Source organism: Rhizobium sp. BK313 (genome assembly GCF_014193655.1).
Classification (GTDB): Bacteria; Pseudomonadota; Alphaproteobacteria; order Rhizobiales; family Rhizobiaceae; genus Rhizobium.
Genome location: NZ_JACHZQ010000008.1, coordinates 105,550 through 123,170, shown reverse-complemented (window position 1 = coordinate 123,170; position 17,621 = coordinate 105,550). Strand labels below are relative to the sequence as shown.

The following is a 17,621-nucleotide window of genomic DNA, read 5'->3' as shown; positions in this document are numbered from 1 at the left end:
GATAGCCGCTAAGATGGACGGATTCTGCATGGTTCTGCCTGAGGCGAGTGACTTTTGCGGGCTGCCTCAAACGTCGCAGGGCTCGCCTTCGATCGTCGGGAAAAGCATACGGGGAAACAGGTAGGTCGGGGTTAATTTTGATTTCGAGATATGACGATGCGCGGCGGGCCGCGCTTTTCGCCGGAACGGCGATCATGCTGTTTTCGGCGGGGCCGGTCCTGGCGCAGACCGCCTCGCAGGTGACGCCGCAGACGTTCGAACCACAATTGCAGAAGCAGGCGCGCGGCATCGTGATCCCCGAAGGCGCGGGGCAGGCTGCACCCGCCGGTGCGGAAAAGCTCGACGTCCATATCGCAAGTGTCGTCGTAGAGGGTGGCCTGCCCGCCCTGGCGGAGGACGCGGCGAAGTTGAAGGCGGACCTTGCAGGCAAGACTGTCACCGCTGCGGATCTCTTTGCCGCCGCGAGCCGTTTGCAGGCAGCCTATGCCGCAAAAGGCTATCCGCTGGTGCGCGTGCTGCTTCCGGCGCAACGCCTCGTGAACGGCGCGACCTTGCGCATCACCGTCATCGACGGCTTCGTGGAAAAGATCGACACCTCGCATCTGCCGGACAACATCCGTGGCCGTATCGCCAAACTGCTGGCGCCGCTCGTGGGCAGGAAAAGCATCACCAATGCCGAGATCGAACGAAGGGTGCTGCTGGCCGGCGACCTGCCAGGCGCCGTACTGCGCTCGACCCTTTCCAGGGGGACGACGGCTGGCGGCAGCGTCCTCACGATCGAGGCCCGTTACAAGCCAGTACTCTTTTCCCTCAACACGGACAACCGGGAGTCGGACCAGCTTGGCAGATACAATACGGGCATGGGCGTCGACCTCAATTCGGTGTTCGGCTTCGGGGAGCTCGTCTATCTGCGCGCCTCCGGCTTACCGAGCTTCGACAACGACACCGGCTTCTTTTCGGGGTCGCCGCGCAACCGCATGCTGGCCGGCGGCGTCACCCTGCCGCTCGGCAATGACGGACTGAGCCTCAATCTGGAGGCGACGGCCTCGCGCACCGCGCCGGAAGCCGAGGCCGGCAGCAATGCCTTCCAGTCGGACTTCACCCGCTATTCCGCCAGGCTCAACTACCCGCTGATCCGGTCGCGCAATCTGACGCTCAACCTGACCGGCGCGTTCGACGCGCAGGACGAGGAACTGAGCGCCATCAATCTCGGCGGGGTCGCTCTGTCGAAGGACCGGCTGCGCATCCTGCGCACCGGGGCGGACCTCTCCTGGTATGTGTTCGGTGATTCGGTGCTGACGACCGGGCTGACCGGCTCCTTCGGCATCAATGGGCTGGGCGCGCGCAGTGCTGCGGACGCTGCCGCCAGCGATACGCCGCTGTCGCGGCAGGGCGCCAACGACGATTTCCAGAAGCTCGATCTCACGCTTGGCTATCGCCAGCCGGTCGCCGAACACCTGACCTTCGATCTGGCCGCCGAGGCGCAGACCTCCTTCGGCCAACCGCTGCTCGATTCCGAGCAGATCGGGCTTGCTTCGACCACCGGCCTTTCGACGTTCCCGTCCGGCTTGATGCAGGGCGATGACGGCTTCGTCGTCCGCGCCGAGGCGCAGTTTCCGTTCACGATGCCGTTCAGCCTGCCGTTCGCGCTACCCGCTTTCCCGGCACAACAGGGCACCGGCCTTGCGGCGGACGGGACAACGAGCGGCGGCCTCCTCGTCTCGCCCTATCTGTTCGGGGCCTATGGCGGCGTGCTTCTGCACGATCCCACCGCGCTGGAAATGGCCTGGACGCAAGGGGCGTCCTATGGGGCGGGCCTGGCTCTCGGCGCCGCCGAGCAGGCCAGCTTCAATTCCATGACCCTCAGCCTCGAATACGGCCGCACCGAGCGCTTCGGTGATGGTTCGAACGACAACCGTTTTACGCTCTCGGCAGCGTTCCAGTTCTAGGGCTCTCGCCATGTTTCGCTCAAACGACCGCAATACCATCTCTCACAAGGCAAGGCTCGTCGCCCTGCTCGCTTCCACGGCACTGGTCGGGGCCAATCCGGCCTTCGCCCAGTCCCTGCCGACGGGGGGGAGCGTCGCGGCGGGCAGCGCGACGATCGGCACGCCATCAAACGGCACGCTGACGATTAACCAGACGAGCGCCAACGCCGTCGTCAACTGGCAGAACTTCAATATCGGCCAGGGCAACGGCGTCACCTTCGTCCAGCCGAATACTTCCTCGGCCATCCTCAACCGCGTCACCGGCTCGACGACGACGACGATCGCCGGCAGCCTTACCGCCAATGGACAGGTCTATCTGGTCAACCCCAACGGCATTGCCATCACCCCGACGGGCACCATCAATACCGGCGCCTTCGTCGCCTCGACGCTCGGCATCTCTGACAATGACTTCATGGCCGGCAAGCGGACGTTTACTGGCAATGGCGCATCCGGTTCCGTGACCAATGCGGGCACGATCACCATCAATCGTGGCGGCTATCTCGCCTTGATCGGCGGCTCGGTCGAGAACTCCGGCGTGATCACCGTGCCGATGGGCAAGGCAGCACTTGGCTCGGGCGAGCAGGCGACGCTCGATCTGGCCGGCGACGGCTTCCTGCAGGTGGCGATCCCGACATCGGCTACGGGCACGAAAGCGCTCGTCTCCAACAGCGGCAAGATCTCCGCCAATGGCGGTACGGTGCAGCTTTCGGCCGCCGCCGCGAGAGACATGGCGCGTCAGGCGGTCAACATGTCCGGCACGATCGAAGCCAAGGGCGTTTCCGGCAGGAGCGGCGACATCACGCTCACCGGCGGCGACGGCGAGGTGGCGGTTTCCGGCACGCTCGATGCCAGCAATGCTACCGGCACGGGCGGCAAGGTCACCGTGACCGGCCGGTCGATCAAGCTCGCCTCTGCCAAGGTGAATGCTTCCGGCAAGACCGGCGGCGGCACCGTCAATATCGGCGGCGAGCGGCAGGGCGGCGGCACCTTGAAGCACGCCGAGACGCTCACCGTCGATACCGGCACCATCATCGATGCCGATGCGATCACATCAGGCAATGGCGGCAATGTCGTCTTGTGGTCGGACAATCTCACCAGCTTCGCCGGCACCATAACCGCCCGCGGCGGTTCGCTCTTTGGCAATGGCGGCGAGGCGGAAGTATCCGGCAAGGCGCTGCTTTCCTATACCGGTCTTACCGACCTGACGGCCGCGCATGGTTCCTTCGGCAACCTGCTGCTCGATCCCTACGACGTGACGATCTCGTCCGGCACGGACAGCAATACCGACGGCAGTTTCAACGCCACCGGCAATGACAGCGTCATCAACGTCAATACACTGACCAATGCGCTCGCAACCGCCAATGTCACGGTGACGACGGGATCGTCGTCGGATGCCACCAATCCGCAGGCCGGTACGATCACCGTATCGGCGCCAGTCGCCTGGAATGCGCTGACGACGCTGACGCTCGCGGCGGCCTCGGACATCAACATCAACAGCGCGATCACTGCAAATGGCGGCCTGATCGTCTCTTCCGGCGGCACGATTTCCGCGCCGGCGGCGGTCAATGTCGGCGCCTTCGTGCTGGCTTCGGGCAACTGGGTGCAGAACAGCGCAACGCTGCCCGCCTTCTCGGCCAAGGACTTCCGCATCACCAACGGCGCTTCGTTCCTGCGCGCCACCGGCGGCGATGGCACGAGCGCCACGCCTTACTTGCTCACGGATGTCTACGGCCTGCAGGGCATCGGCTCGTCATCGAGCTATCTCGCAGCACAGTGGTCACTCGCAAACGATATCGACGCATCCGGCACCGCCACCTGGAACAACGGCGCGGGGTTCGCGCCGATTGGGACAGAGAGCGTGGCGTTCACCGGCTCGTTCAATGGCGGCGGCAATGGAATTTCGGGGCTCACCATCAACCGCCCCAGCACCGATAACGTTGGTCTGTTCGGCTATCTCAACTATAGCGCGACTATCGCGAATATCAGTTTGATCGGTGGGACCGTCAGTGGCCGCGACGAGGTCGGCGGCTTAGTGGGCTATGGCGCCAACAGCACGATCAACAACGTTTATACCACCGGTGCAGTCAATGGCCGCAATGAAGTCGGCGGGCTTTTGGGTGAGAATGGGAGCACAATCACCAATGCCTACGTGACCGGAGCCGTCCGCGGAAGCGGCAACGAGGTCGGCGGCTTGGCGGGATTCAGCTGGGGCTCAATCGAGAATGCCTACGCCACCGGCGCCGTAAGCGGAAACTTTGAAATCGGAGGCTTGGTCGGCACGGGCTATGGCCCGATTACCAACGCCTATGCCAGCGGCGCTGTCACTGGCACTGGCGCAAGCCCTAGTTTCCTCGGAGGCCTGGTAGGGATGAATACCTATTATTCCGATGTCACGAACAGCTTCTGGGATGCAGGAACCACCGGTCAGTCGTCCGGCTATGGTCTAAATATCGGCTCGTTCTCAGCGGTTGGCCTAACAACAGCGCAGGCACGGAATGCCTCCAGTTACACCGATTGGGACTTTTCCAACACCTGGTTTCAGAGCGGCGATATGCGGCCGATCCTGCGCTCGGAAGCCGCGGCAGCCGACGCAAACGGCGTTGTCACCATCTCCAACCTGCACCAGCTGGCGCTGATGGGCGCAAACCTTGCCGGCAGCTACAAGCTCGCGAGCGATCTCGACGCCAGCGCAACCTCCGGCACCAATGCCGCCGATATCTGGTCGACGAGTGGCTGGGTGCCTGTCGGCGACTACAATGCTGCCTTTACCGGCAACTTCGACGGTGCCGGCCACACCATTACCGGCCTGACGGTCAACCGAGGGACCAATTATCTCGGAATGTTCGGTAACTCGGCAGGGACCATCGAAAACATTGGACTGACTAGCGAGTTTATCAATGGCTACTCCTATACGGGCGGATTGGTTGGATACAATACCGGCACCATCAGCAACGCTTACACGACTGGTACGGTGAACGGCAGCCAGGATGTCGGCGGTTTGGTTGGATACAATTCCGGTTCGATCAGCAATACCTACGCCACCGCTGCGGTCTCCGGTGGCTATGAAGTCGGCGGATTGGTCGGCTATAATCATGGATCGATCAGCAATAGTTACGCTACCGGCGCAACCTACGGTTCGGGTTCGGACGCTGGCGGCTTGGCCGGCTTCAATGATCACACAATCAATTTTGCCTATGCCACTGGCTCCGTAACCGGCAATACATATGTCGGCGGACTAGTGGGCTATAATGATTCCGGAAGCTCCATAGACAATGCCTACGCCTCGGGCGCGGTTAACGGGAGTGTTGCTGTTGGGGGCCTGGTGGGCCGAAATTTCTATAGCACCATCACCAACAGTTTCTGGGATGTCTCCACGACTGGTCGATCTAGCGGTTACGGCCAATCCTTTTCCGGCACGTTTTCGGCAACCGGCCTCACGACCGCACAAATGCGTGATTCGGCCAACAACGCTACGAATTATGCTGGCTGGGATTTCGCCAACACTTGGTATCAGGCCGGCGACATGCGGCCTATCCTGCGCTCGGAGGCCGGAACGGCGGATTCGAACGGCATCATCGCCATCACCAATCTCCATCAGCTGGCGCTGATCGGCGCAAACCTCAGCGGCAGCTACACGCTCGCCAATGATATCGACGCCAGCGAGACGTCGGGCACAAACGCCTCCGGCATCTGGTCGACGGGCGGCTGGGTGCCGCTCGGAGACGTCAACACGGAGTTCAGAGGCAGTTTCAACGGCAACAACCACACCATCAGCGCCCTCACCGTGACTGGCTACGACCAAGTTGGTTTGTTCGCAGTTTCGGCAGGATCGATCAGCAATCTTGGGCTCGTTGGCGGATCGGTCACCGGCGTCCGCAGCGACGTCGGCGCACTGGCCGGTTGGAACTACGGTTCGATCAGCAATTCCTACAGCACCGCTACGGTCTCCGGCAGTTTTGACGTTGGCGGGTTGGTCGCCATGAACTTTGGTACGATCAGCAGCTCCTATGCGACCGGTGCCGTCAGCGGCAACAACGCTTTTATAGGTGGGCTGGTGGGCTACAACTCCGGCGCGATCATCGACTCCTATGCCACCGGTGCCGTCGGCGGCGGCGCTGTCGGTATGGGTGGGCTGGTGGGCAACAACTCGGATAGGGGCGGTACGATCATCGGCTCCTATGCCACCGGCGTCGTCAGCGGCGGCAGCCGGGCGGGTGGGCTGGCGGGCGACAACGGCGGCACGATCACCAATAGCTATGCCAGCGGCGCTGTCAGTGGCTCCGACACGGTGGGTGGGCTCGTAGGCGGAAACTACGCCGCTGCTACGATCAGCAACAGTTACGCGATTGGCGCGGTCACCGGCGGCGGCGGGCTGACCGGCGAGAACGACGGAACGGTCACCGCTTCGTTCTGGGACACCGAGACGACCGGACAGGCCTCCGGCACCAGTAGCGGCGCCGCGACCGGCATGACCGGCCTGACCACGGCGCAGATGGCCGATCCCTTCAGCTTCATCGATGCCGGCTGGGATTTTGCGACAGTCTGGGGCAAGTCGACAAGCGGCGCCAATGGTGGCTACATGATGCTGCGCGCGCTGAGCACCGGGCTTTATGACGACTATGTCTCGATCGGCAGCGGCACCCGTACCTATGGCGACGCGAATGCTGCGATCAGCGGCGCAACGCTTTCGGGCGTCGGCACAGGCAATGTTTCGTTTGCCTGGGGCAGCGCCATCGGGGCCACGACCAATGCCGGAACCTATAATTATTCGGACGCCGACATCGTCTCGGTGACGGAGACCGGTTCCCGCACGGCCTATGTCGATTATAGCGGCGCGCTGACGATTTCGCAGCGCGTACTGAACCTTACGGGTGGCCGCGTCTATGACGGTAGCACCGATGTCGCGGCCGCCAATCTGTCGCTCGGCAATTTCGCCAATGGCGAGACGCTGACGCTGACAGGCGCGGGCTCCATGGCCGACAAGAATGCCGGCACCGGCAAGGCATTGTCGCTCGGCACACTGTCGCTCGGCGATGGCACCGGTTTGGCCTCGAACTATGTTCTCAGCATCGGCACCGTCGATATCACCAGGGCCACGGTCTCAGGCATCTTAGGTATCACCGCCGACAACAAGACCTATGACGGCGGCACGGACGCGGCCCTGAATACGTCGGGTGCGGGCTTCACCGGCATGGTCGCCGGCGACGCGCTGACGGTCGCGACCTCCTCCGGGGCGTTCTCCGACAAGAATGTTGGGACTGGCAAGGCGGTGAGCATCACCGGCCTCTCGCTGGGCGGCGCGGATGCTGGCAACTATACGCTTGCCTCCGATACGGCGGCGACCACGGCTGATATCACCAGGGCGACGATCTCGGCCATCACCGGCATCACCGCTGACAACAAGACCTATGACGGCTCTACGAGTGCGACGCTGAACACGTCGGGTGCGAGCTTCACCGGCATGGTCGCGAACGATGTGCTGACGGTTGCAACCTCCACCGGCGCCTTCTCCGACAAGAACGCCGGAACCGGCAAGACGGTCACCATGTCCGGGCTTTCGCTCGGTGGTGCCGATGCGGGCAACTATACGCTCGCCTCCAACACCGCAACGACGACAGCCAACATCGCTAAGGCGACGATCTCGGCCATCACCGGCATCACGGCCGACAACAAGACCTATGACGGCTCCACGAGTGCAACGCTGGAGACCTCGGGCGCAGGCTTCACCGGCATGATCGCCGGCGACGCCCTGACGGTTGCGACCTCCGCCGGCGCCTTCGCCGACAAGAACGCCGGAGCCGGCAAGACGGTTGGTATCACCGGGCTCTCGCTCGGGGGCACGGATGCGGGCAACTATACGCTCGCCTCCAATACCGCAATGACGTCCGCCGACATTGCCAAGGCCACCCTGTCGCTGACCGGCATCACCGCCGACAGCAAGACCTATGACGGCTCGACCGTTGCGACTGTGTCCAGCGCCGGATCGCTGAACGGTGTCGTCACCCATGACGATGTCTCCTTCGGCTATTCGGGAGCGACATTCTCGGACCAGAATGTTGGAAGCAGCAAGGCCGTGACGCTCTCGGGCGTCATTCTTTCCGGCGCGGACGCCTCTAACTATACGATCGCCCCGACCGCGACGACGACCGCAGACATCGTCCAGCGCGCGATCACGGTCACTGCGGACAGCATTTCCAAGACCTATGGCGATGCCAATCCGGCCATGACCTATTCGACCTCGGGCCTCGTCAATGGCGACACGCTCTCCGGATCGCTTTCGACCTCGGCGGGCCAATATTCCAACGTCGGAACCTATGGCATCACACAGGGAACGCTGGCGAACGCCAACTATGCCATCACCTATAATGCCGCCAATCTGACGATCACCCCGCGAGCGCTGACGGTGACGGCGGATGCGCTGTCGAAAGCCTATGGTGAGGCCAATCCGACGCTGACCTACACAACCTCGGGCCTTGTCAACAACGACATGCTCTCCGGATCGCTTTCGACTACGGCAGGGCAGTATTCCAATGTGGGCGGATATGGCATCACCATCGGCAGCCTCAGCAATGCCAACTACGCGATTACCTATAATGCCGCCAATCTGACGATCACCCCGCGAGCGCTGACGGTGACGGCAGACGCATTGTCCAAGACCTATGGCGATGCCAATCCGGCGATGACCTATTCGGCCTCGGGCCTCGTCAATGGCGACACGCTCTCCGGATCGCTTTCGACCTCGGCGGGGCAATATTCCAATGTTGGCGGCTATGGCATCACCATCGGCAGCCTCAGCAACGCCAACTACGCGATCACCTATAATGCCGCCAATCTGACGATCACCCCGCGAGCGCTGACGGTGACGGCAGACGCATTGTCCAAGACCTATGGCGATGCCAATCCGGCGATGACCTATTCGGCCTCGGGCCTCGTCAATGGCGACACGCTCTCCGGATCGCTTTCGACCTCGGCGGGCCAATATTCCAATGTTGGCGCCTACGCGATCAGCCAGGGAACGCTGGCGAACGCCAACTACGCGATCACCTATAATGCCGCCAATCTGACAATCACCCCGCGAGCGCTGACGGTGACGGCAGACGCATTGTCCAAGACCTATGGCGATGCCAATCCGACGCTGACCTATTCGACCTCGGGCCTCGTCAATGGCGACACGCTCTCCGGATCGCTTTCGACCTCGGCGGGCCAATATTCCAACGTCGGAACCTATGGCATCACACAGGGAACGCTGGCGGACGCCAACTATGCCATCACCTACAATGCCGCCAATCTGACGATCAACCCGCGAGCGCTGACGGTGACGGCGGATGCGCTGTCGAGAGCCTATGGCGACGTCAATCCGACGCTGACCTATACAGCCGTAGGCCTTGTCAACAACGACACGCTCTCCGGATCACTTTCGACCTCGGCGGGGCAATATTCCAACGTCGGAACCTATGGCATCACACAGGGAACGCTGGCGGACGCCAACTATGCCATCACCTACAATGCCGCCAATCTGACGATCACCCCGCGAGCGCTGACGGTGACGGCGGATGCGCTGTCGAGAGCCTATGGCGACGTCAATCCGACGCTGACCTACACAACCTCGGGCCTTGTCAACAACGACACGCTCTCCGGATCGCTTTCGACCACGGCGGGGCAATATTCCAACGTCGGCAGCTATGCCATCACCGGCTCGTTCTCGGCGTCGAGCAATTATGCGCTGACCTATGTTGGAGCCAACCTGAGCGTGAACCAACGCGCAATCACGGTGACGGCGGATGCGTTGTCGAAGACCTATGGCGATGCCAATCCGGCGCTGCGCTACACGATCGGGGGTGCGGGCCTGGTCAATGGCGACACGCTCTCCGGATCGCTTTCGACCACGGCGGGGCAATATTCCAATGTCGGTGCTTATGCCATCGGCCAGGGGACGCTTGCGGCCTCCAGCAACTACGCCCTGGCTTATGCCGGCGCCAATCTGAGCGTGAACCAGCGGGCGCTGACGGTGACGGCTGATGCCAAGTCGAAGACCTACGGCGATGCCAACCAGACTCTCAGCTACACGGCGACGGGCCTGGTCAATGGCGACATGCTCTCCGGATCGCTTTCGACCGCGGCGGGGCAATACGCCGATGTCGGTGCCTACGCGATTACGCAAGGGTCGCTCGCCAACGCCAACTACGCCATCAGCTACACGGGCGCAGACCTCACCATAAACCAGCGCGCCATCACGGTCGCCGCCGACACTCTCAGCCGCCGCTTTGGCCTTGCCAATCCGGCGCTCACCTACACGGTCGGGAGTGCGGGCCTGGTCAATGGCGACAGGCTTTCGGGAGGGCTCGCCACCTCGGCAACCAGCCTTAGCGAGCCGGGCGCCTATGCGATCACCCAAGGCACGCTTCTGGCGTCCGCCAATTATCGCATGAGTTTCCTTCCCGGCGTGCTGACCGTGGAAATGGCCGCCGACCCCGAACCCGGCACACAGGCAAGTTCCGTCACGCCGACCTTCGACGCCGGCCGGTTTGCGCCGATCCGCCCGGTGTCCGACGATGCCGAAACCGCGGATGACAGCCGTGACCTGATCACCGATCCGCGCTTCAAGGGAACGTTCGTCTGCCTCGCCAACGGCAACGGCTGCGTCTCGCTCCCGGCCCAGGCAACGCCATAGCCACTCTACATAAGCCGCCGGACGCTGGCCGTTCGGCGGGCCTCAACCGTCCTGGCACGGGCGGTCGCATCCCAACCATTTGAAAGGAACCTGTTCGAATGACTTTATCCCGCTATTTGCCGAAGGCCTCGCTGCTAGCGGCAACGCTCGCTTTCATCAGCGGCACCGCGACCGCCGCTCCCTTGCCGGGCGGCGCCAGCTCGCTGGTCGAGACCTACGACGATTGGGGCGTCGTGTGCCAGATGCAGGCCAATGCTCCGTCCTGCCTCGTCCGGCAGGTCCAAACCAACAACCAGACGAAGCAGACCGTTCTGGCGGTCGAGATCGGCAAGGCGCCCGACGGCAAGTTCCGGGGTACGCTGGTGCTGCCGCTCGGACTGGCGCTGCCCCTGGGCGCTCAGTTGAAGATCGACGATACCGCGCTCGGCAATACTCTGCCGTTCTCCACCTGCCTGCCGCAAGGCTGCTTCGTGCCGCTGACCTTCGAGGCAGACACGATTGCAAAGCTCAGAGCCGGTAAGGCCCTCAACGTCACCGTTTCCGCCGCCAGCCCGGCCCAACCACTGGCCCTGGCCGTCTCCCTGAAGGGCCTCGCCGGTGCGCTTAATCGCATCGCGGACCTCACCAAATAACGCTCTCGCCCTCCGGCGGGAAACGATTTTCCAAACGCACGGAAACCCAGAGGCATAAGAGGTCCGTTACCTGTGCCGGCCATAGCCTCTGGGACATTGCCACGGACCTCGGCGTGAAGGGCTTCAAAAGGGGCGGCGACTGGTTCGCTAATGATTGGCATCCGCCGGAGTTTAGCCCGGAATGGTACGAGAGGATTTAGGCTGTTTGGTTTAAATTATGCGGCCATCGCTGGTTCGGCGACCTCGGTCTTCTTCACCCATTCATGCAGGGTGGCTCGCGAGTAGCCGATCTTGGCCGCGATAGATGAAACGGCAGCCCACCGCGACGGGTGCTCAGCTTCATGGTCCAGCACCATGCGGATGGCCCGGTCACGGACTTCAGGCGAGAATTTTTTCGTTGTCTTGCTCATATCGGCTCCACTTTCTCAGAAGTTGGAGCCTCCGGCAAACCCGGTGCGGTTCAGAAGAATAAAGGGCGCATGAGGCTTTCATCCTTCAACGTAGGGTGGGATCTAGCCGGTCGCGCAGCCAGTCGCCGACGATCGAAACGGAAAGCGTCGTGACAACGATCACAGCCGCCGGCATTAGCATGATCCACGGCGCCGACTGGATATAGTCCCGCCCGTAGCCCACCATGTTGCCGAGACTCGTCTGTGGCGGCTGCAGGCCGATGCCCAGAAAGGACAGGCTCGATTCCAGCAGAATGACGCCCGGAATATTCAGCGTCATGGCGACGACGATGGTCGCGGAGATGTTGGGCAGGATGTGCCGCAGATAGATGCGCCAGGGCGACGCTCCGATATCGCGCGCCGCCGCCGCATAGCCCTGCGTATCGGCCGAGATCGCGAGGCCGCGAGCGATGCGCGTTACCTGGTCCCAGCCGTTAAGGCCGAGCAACATGATGAAGATCACCAGCGAGTTGCCGAGGAAGGCAAGCACCGCGATGGCGATGATCATGAAAGGCATTGCGAGCTGGGCGTCGACCAAGGTCAGGATGATCTGGTCGATCCAGCCGCGGAAATAGGCGGCGGTGAAGCCGAGCACCAGCCCGATCAGCGTCGACAGCAGCGTCGCGCAGATGGCGATGGTGATCGAGATGCGGATCGAGGCGACGGCGCGCGAAAGCACATCGCGGCCAAGCTGGTCCGTGCCGAGCAGATGCGCGAAGTTGCCGCCGAAAAACAACGGCGGCGTGAGCCGCGCATGCACGTCGACGGCCATGAAGTCGTAGGGCGTGATCAGCGGCGCGAAAATGGCGATGAGCATCATCAGCACTAGCCAGAGGATCGCGAAGATGACCGCCGGAGGCCAGGCCTGAAAGAAGGCGGTGACACGCCGCTTATCTTCGATAACGCTGCCGCTCGCGGCTATTTCCTCTTGTTCGATGATCATATGTCGCTCCTATGCCGCCTCCGCCCGGCCGCCGCGACTGCGCATGCGCGGGTCGATCAGGCCGTAGAGAAGGTCGACGACAAGATTTGAAAGGACCATCAGGGCGCCGATAAGCAGGAGGATCACCTGCACCACGGCAAGATCGCGCGCCTGAACCGAGGCAACCAGCAGCCGACCGATGCCCGGCCAGGAAAAGACGGTTTCGACGATGACCGAGCCGCCGACCAGGCTGCCCATCATGAAGCCGAAGATGGTGACGATCGGCACCGCAGCATTCGGCAGCACATGTCGCGTCACGACCTCTGAGGAACGCACGCCCTTGGCCGCAGCCGTCCGCACGAAGGGCCGGCCCAGAACCTCGATCATCGCCGAGCGCGCGTAGCGGGCGATGACGGCGGCGCCGGCGATGCTGAGCGTGGCGATCGGCAGGATCATGTGCGACATCGTCGAATAGCCGCCGGAGGGAAGCCAGCGCAGCTGTACGGCGAAGATCAGCGCCAGCACCAGCGCCAGGACGAAAGTCGGAACGGTGAAGCCAAGCACCGAAAGCGACATGATCATCCGGTCGAAAAACGAGTTCCGGTGCAGCGCCGCGGTGACGCCCGCCGCAATGCCGAGGATCGTCTTGATGATCAGCGTCGGCACCATGATCGCAAGCGTCGCCGGCAGCTTGGAGAGCACGGTCTCCACAGCAGAGCGGTTCTCGCGCATGGAATTGCCGAGATCGCCGTGCAGCACGGCAATGACATATCTGTAAAACTGCACCCAGACCGGCTGGTCGAGGCCCCATTGCCTGCGGAAGGCGGCGATGACTTCCGGCGGCGTCTGCGACGGATCGAAGAAGCGCGAGGCGGGGTCGCCGGCAAGGCGAAGGACGAAGAACGCAAAGGTGATGATGATGAAGAGCGTCACCAGCGCACGGAGTAACCGTGTCAATACGAATTGCAGCATGTCAGGCTGCCTCCCCGCCGGAAAAGGATGGATTGTTGACGAGATGGCATGCGACGGCGCGGCCACCGCTCGCCACGAGTTCGGGCACGAGCGACCGGCAACCGCTGCGCGCTTCCGGACAGCGTGTATGGAAAGGACAGCCGCTCGGCACGTTGACCGGGTTCGGCGGCTCACCGGCGAGGATGATACGGCTGCGCGCCGACCGGCCGGTTCTAGGCACCGCCGAAACCAGCGCTTTGGTATAGGGATGCGCCGGGCGATGAAACACCTCGTCCGGCGGCCCCATCTCGACGATGCGGCCGAGATACATGACCCCTACGCGATCGGCGACCTGGCGGATGACCTTGAGATCGTGACTGATGAAGACGCCGGTAAAGCCGGTGCGTTCGCGGATATCGGCAAAGACGTTCAGGACCTGGGCCTGCACCGAGACGTCGAGCGCGGAGACCGGTTCGTCGCAGACGAGAAGCTCGGGTTCCATGGCAAGCGCGCGGGCAATGATGACGCGCTGGCGCTGGCCGCCGGAAAGCTCGTGCGGATAGCGATCGCCATGATGCGACAACAGGCCGACATCGGCCATGACCTGCGCCACGCGCCTGCGCCTGTCGGAGGGCGTAAAGTCTGGAAAATGCACGATCAGCGGCTCTTCGATCTGCCCGGCAATGGCAATGCGCGGATCAAGCGCGCTGAGCGGATCCTGATAGATCATCTGCATGCGCTTTCGCATGCGCCGCCAACTCGCATCAGGTACGGAGCCTACCTTGTCGCCGCCGAACCAAACCTCGCCGGATGTCGGGGGAATCTGGCCGAGCAGGAGTCTCGCGGTCGTCGATTTGCCGCTGCCGCTTTCGCCGACGATGCCGAACATCTCGCCCGGCGCCACCTCGAAGGAAAGACCGTCGACCGCCTTCAACGTCTTCGATGTGGAGAACAGGCTGCCGCGCTGGCGCAGCGTGTAGTAGCGCCGAAGGTTGCGGGCCGAGAGTGCGCCCTTCATTGCATCATTCCCGCAGTGCTGGGCTGGGCGGCCATCGGCATCGGCGTAACCGTCTGCAAAACGGCGTCCAGCTTCTCGCAGGCCGCGCGATGCCGCGGATCGCTGCCCGCCGTCCGCATCAGCGGAACGGTCCTCTTGCAGCCGATATCGGCGAGCGCGCAGCGAGGCGCGAAGGTACAGCCGGGCGGCAGGTTGGCGGGCGGCGGCACCGTGCCGGAAATGGCCGCCAGCCGCTGGCGCGGACCGTCGAACGACGGGATGGCCGCGATCAGTCCGCGCGTATAGGGATGGGCTGGATGGTCGAAGAGATCGGCCGTCGGAGTATCCTCTATGATGCGGCCGCAATACATCACGGCGACGCGTTCGGTCATTTCCGAAACCATGCCGAGATCGTGCGATATCAGCACCAGCGCCATGCCGCGCTCACGCCTGATGTCATCGATCAGATCGAGAATTTGCGCCTGGATCGTGGCGTCGAGCGCCGTCGTCGGCTCGTCGGCGACGACCAGGTCGGGATTGCCCGCCAGCGCCATGGCGATCATCACGCGCTGGTTCATGCCGCCGGAAAACTCGTGCGGATATTCGCCGAGCCGCTGCCGGGCATTTGCGATGCCGACCCGGTCAATCAGCCGTTCGGCCTCCTTGCGCGCGGCGTCGCCGGTCAATCCCTGATGAAGGCGCAATGCTTCGCCGAGCTGCCAGCCGATCTTGTGCAGCGGGTTGAGGGAGCTGGACGGATCCTGAAAGATCATGGCGACGCGTCCACCGCGGATTTTGCTGAGCGTCTCGTCGCCCGCCCCCAGGATTTCCTGGCCGTCGAGTTTTGCCGAGCCGCTGACGCGGGCATTGCTGCCGAGAAGTCCGAGCGCTGCCATCCAGGTAATCGACTTGCCGCATCCGGATTCGCCGACGATGCCGAGCGCTTCGCCGCGCTTGAGCGTCAGGTCGATGCCGTGGAGCGCGCGAACGAACTGCCGCTTTCCCTCGAAATCGACGGAAAGATTGCGGATTTCGATGAGGTTTGCGGAGGGTGTCATGGGAAATCCTCGTACCCATTGACCGGTGAACGGGCGATCCGGGTCGATGCCGGCGTCCCGTCAGCACGGGCGAAGAAATAATCGTCGTTGCTCGATGACAATGGCAGGGAGTGCATGAAGTCCTTGTGACGCTCGACGGTTGGAGGCAGAAAGCGCCGCTTCAAATTTTCGGGAAGGGCGACGTCCGATTCCGGCCGAGGCTCGCCATTGGCATCGATCGGGAGCGCGCAGTTTCGAATGCTGGCCATTAAACACGTCCTCGGGAAAGGGGGTGGGGCAACGAGCGCCCCGCCCGAGATCACCTACTTCTTGATCGAGAAAGCGCCGGGAGCGAAATCCATGGCGAACATCGCGGACGGCTTCCATTGGATGTCGGCGCGCTTGCCGTAGAGGATGGCGTTCTGGTGAAGAACGATCAGGCCCGGATCCTCATTCTCAAGGATATCAAGGGCGCGGGCGAAGGATTTCTTTACTTCGGCCTTGTCGGTCGAGGTGTTGAGGACGTTGCAGAGCTTGTCGAATTCGTCGTTCTGCCACATGCCGATCTTGGGGTTGGTCTTGGTGTTGTAGACGCCATTCGGGCAATTATTGGCGAGCAGCGAGACCGGGAAGGCGAAGTAGGCGGTGTTGGAGAGATCCTGCATCATGCGGTCGGGGCTCGGGTCGTTCGGGTTGTCGACGACCGAGAAGTCGATGTTGAAACCGATCTTGCGCAGGTTGTCGAGGTCGAACTGGGCGACCGTGAGCTCGTTCGGATAATAGTCGTTGTGGACGCGATAGGTGATCGGCTCGCCCTTGTATCCGGATTCGGCGAGCAGCTTTTTCGCCAGTTCGGGGTCATAGGCCGGCGATTTGAAATCATCGACGAAGAGGTCGCCGAAGAGCTTGTGCTGGAAGCCCTGGGGAACGGCGGTCAGGCCGCCCCACAGCGAATCGACGATCGTCTGGCGATCGATCGAATGCGACAGGGCCTGGCGCACCAGCTTGTTCTTGAGCGGGCCGTTGTTCTCATCGAGCGCGATGAAACGGATGTTGGCGACCGGGCCGCCGACGACGTCGAAATCCGGCGATCCCTTGATGAGCGGAACCTGATCCGGGCCGACATCGCTGACGATATCGTATTCGCCGGACATCAGGCCGTTGATGCGGCTCGCGGCTTCCGGAACGACGAGGAAGTTCAGCTTGGCGATCGGCGGCTTGCCGTTCCAATAGTCGTCGTTGGCAACCAGATGGATGGCGGAGCCCTGGTCGACGCTGACGACCTTGTAGGGACCGGTCGCGATCGGATGCAACGCGAAATCCTGCCAGGACTTTGCACTCAGGAAGGCGCGCTTGGAAATGATCGCCGCGTAGTTGACGCGGGCGAGACGGGCTTCGGTGTCGAGCGTTGACTTCTTCAGATGGAAGCGCACGGTGTAGTCGTCGACCTTTTCGACCGACTGCAGCAGCGGCCACTCGGACGCGCGGCTGGCGGCGGTGATGGCCGGGGGCACGATGCCGGTGGTACCGTCCGCGCGGGTGAATGTCGCCTGACCGGCATCGCGGGCCTTGGTCTGCTCGGGCAGGAGGCCGTAGCGCTCATCCGAGAACGAGAAGATAACGTCGTCCGCGGTCATCGTGTCGCCATTGTGGAACTTGACGCCCTGACGCAGCTTGACCTCGAGAACCTCAGGAGAAATCCACTTCCATTCCGTCGCAAGGCCGGGCTTGGCGGCGAGGTTCGGATCGGAAAGATCGAGCGCGATAAGCTGTTCGAAGATGGAGTTCTGGTATTTGCGGCCGGCGGTACCGTTGTTGTCGGTCGTGTCCAGCGAGCCAGCCGTCCCCATGCTCTGCAGGGCGACGTTTATGGTTGGGCGATCTTCAGCCGCGGCCATGCCGCTGAAGCTGAGGAAAGTGCCGGCAATCAATGCCGACGTCAGTGACAATCTTTTGAGATTAATGGTCATGGTG

The 17,621-nt window shown here is 62.7% G+C and carries 9 protein-coding genes and 1 pseudogene; 3 read left to right on the top strand and 7 right to left on the bottom strand.

What is annotated here, in order from left to right:
• Positions 1-137 precede the first annotated feature (137 nt).
• The 3 genes from FHT86_RS30980 to FHT86_RS30970 all read left to right on the top strand — a co-directional run bounded on the left by FHT86_RS30980 (position 138) and on the right by FHT86_RS30970 (position 11,291).
• Positions 138-1,949, top strand: coding sequence for a ShlB/FhaC/HecB family hemolysin secretion/activation protein (locus FHT86_RS30980; RefSeq protein WP_246779738.1), 1,812 nt, complete (start codon positions 138-140; stop codon positions 1,947-1,949).
• Between the two features lie 10 nt (positions 1,950-1,959).
• A complete protein-coding gene (locus FHT86_RS30975; RefSeq protein ID WP_183868976.1) occupies positions 1,960-10,659 on the top strand; it encodes an MBG domain-containing protein in 8,700 nt (2,899 codons plus the stop codon).
• A gap of 98 nt (positions 10,660-10,757) precedes the next feature.
• Positions 10,758-11,291, top strand: a complete 534-nt coding sequence (locus FHT86_RS30970) for an invasion associated locus B family protein (RefSeq protein WP_133710894.1) — start codon at positions 10,758-10,760, stop codon at positions 11,289-11,291.
• A 239-nt stretch (positions 11,292-11,530) separates the two neighbouring features.
• Here FHT86_RS30970 and FHT86_RS30965 read toward each other — a convergent pair.
• The 7 genes and pseudogenes from FHT86_RS30965 to FHT86_RS30935 form a co-directional block, all read right to left on the bottom strand.
• Positions 11,531-11,701 (bottom strand): annotated as a pseudogene (locus FHT86_RS30965) (transposase); the annotation flags it as partial.
• Between the two features lie 85 nt (positions 11,702-11,786).
• Positions 11,787-12,683, bottom strand: coding sequence for an ABC transporter permease (locus FHT86_RS30960; RefSeq protein WP_133710895.1), 897 nt, complete (start codon positions 12,681-12,683; stop codon positions 11,787-11,789).
• Positions 12,684-12,692: 9 nt separating this feature from the next.
• The gene (locus tag FHT86_RS30955; protein WP_133710896.1) at positions 12,693-13,634 is read right to left on the bottom strand and encodes an ABC transporter permease; all 942 of its coding nucleotides are present in this window, start codon (positions 13,632-13,634) and stop codon (positions 12,693-12,695) included.
• A gap of 1 nt (position 13,635) precedes the next feature.
• On the bottom strand, positions 13,636-14,631 hold the full coding sequence (locus FHT86_RS30950; protein ID WP_133710897.1) for an ABC transporter ATP-binding protein: 996 nt from the start codon (positions 14,629-14,631) through the stop codon (positions 13,636-13,638).
• Positions 14,628-15,668, bottom strand: a complete 1,041-nt coding sequence (locus FHT86_RS30945; RefSeq protein WP_133710898.1) for an ABC transporter ATP-binding protein — start codon at positions 15,666-15,668, stop codon at positions 14,628-14,630. Before FHT86_RS30945 ends, FHT86_RS30950 begins: the two co-directional genes overlap by 4 nt.
• Entirely contained in the window at positions 15,665-15,916 is a 252-nt protein-coding gene (locus FHT86_RS30940; RefSeq protein WP_133710899.1) for a hypothetical protein, read from the bottom strand. Before FHT86_RS30940 ends, FHT86_RS30945 begins: the two co-directional genes overlap by 4 nt.
• 54 nt (positions 15,917-15,970) lie before the next feature.
• Positions 15,971-17,617: an ABC transporter substrate-binding protein gene (locus FHT86_RS30935; protein WP_133710900.1), complete on the bottom strand. Its 1,647-nt coding sequence runs from the start codon at positions 17,615-17,617 to the stop codon at positions 15,971-15,973.
• Positions 17,618-17,621: the final 4 nt, after the last annotated feature.

What these genes read in the sequence shown, in the direction of transcription:
- FHT86_RS30940 (WP_133710899.1), bottom strand. Translation starts at nt 15,916, where the DNA reads ATGGCCAGCATTCGAAACTGCGCGCTCCCGATCGATGCCAATGGCGAG.
- FHT86_RS30935 (WP_133710900.1), bottom strand. Translation starts at nt 17,617, where the DNA reads ATGACCATTAATCTCAAAAGATTGTCACTGACGTCGGCATTGATTGCC.
- FHT86_RS30960 (WP_133710895.1), bottom strand. Translation starts at nt 12,683, where the DNA reads ATGATCATCGAACAAGAGGAAATAGCCGCGAGCGGCAGCGTTATCGAA.
- FHT86_RS30945 (WP_133710898.1), bottom strand. Translation starts at nt 15,668, where the DNA reads ATGACACCCTCCGCAAACCTCATCGAAATCCGCAATCTTTCCGTCGAT.
- FHT86_RS30955 (WP_133710896.1), bottom strand. Translation starts at nt 13,634, where the DNA reads ATGCTGCAATTCGTATTGACACGGTTACTCCGTGCGCTGGTGACGCTC.
- FHT86_RS30970 (WP_133710894.1), top strand. Translation starts at nt 10,758, where the DNA reads ATGACTTTATCCCGCTATTTGCCGAAGGCCTCGCTGCTAGCGGCAACG.
- FHT86_RS30950 (WP_133710897.1), bottom strand. Translation starts at nt 14,631, where the DNA reads ATGAAGGGCGCACTCTCGGCCCGCAACCTTCGGCGCTACTACACGCTG.
- FHT86_RS30975 (WP_183868976.1), top strand. Translation starts at nt 1,960, where the DNA reads ATGTTTCGCTCAAACGACCGCAATACCATCTCTCACAAGGCAAGGCTC.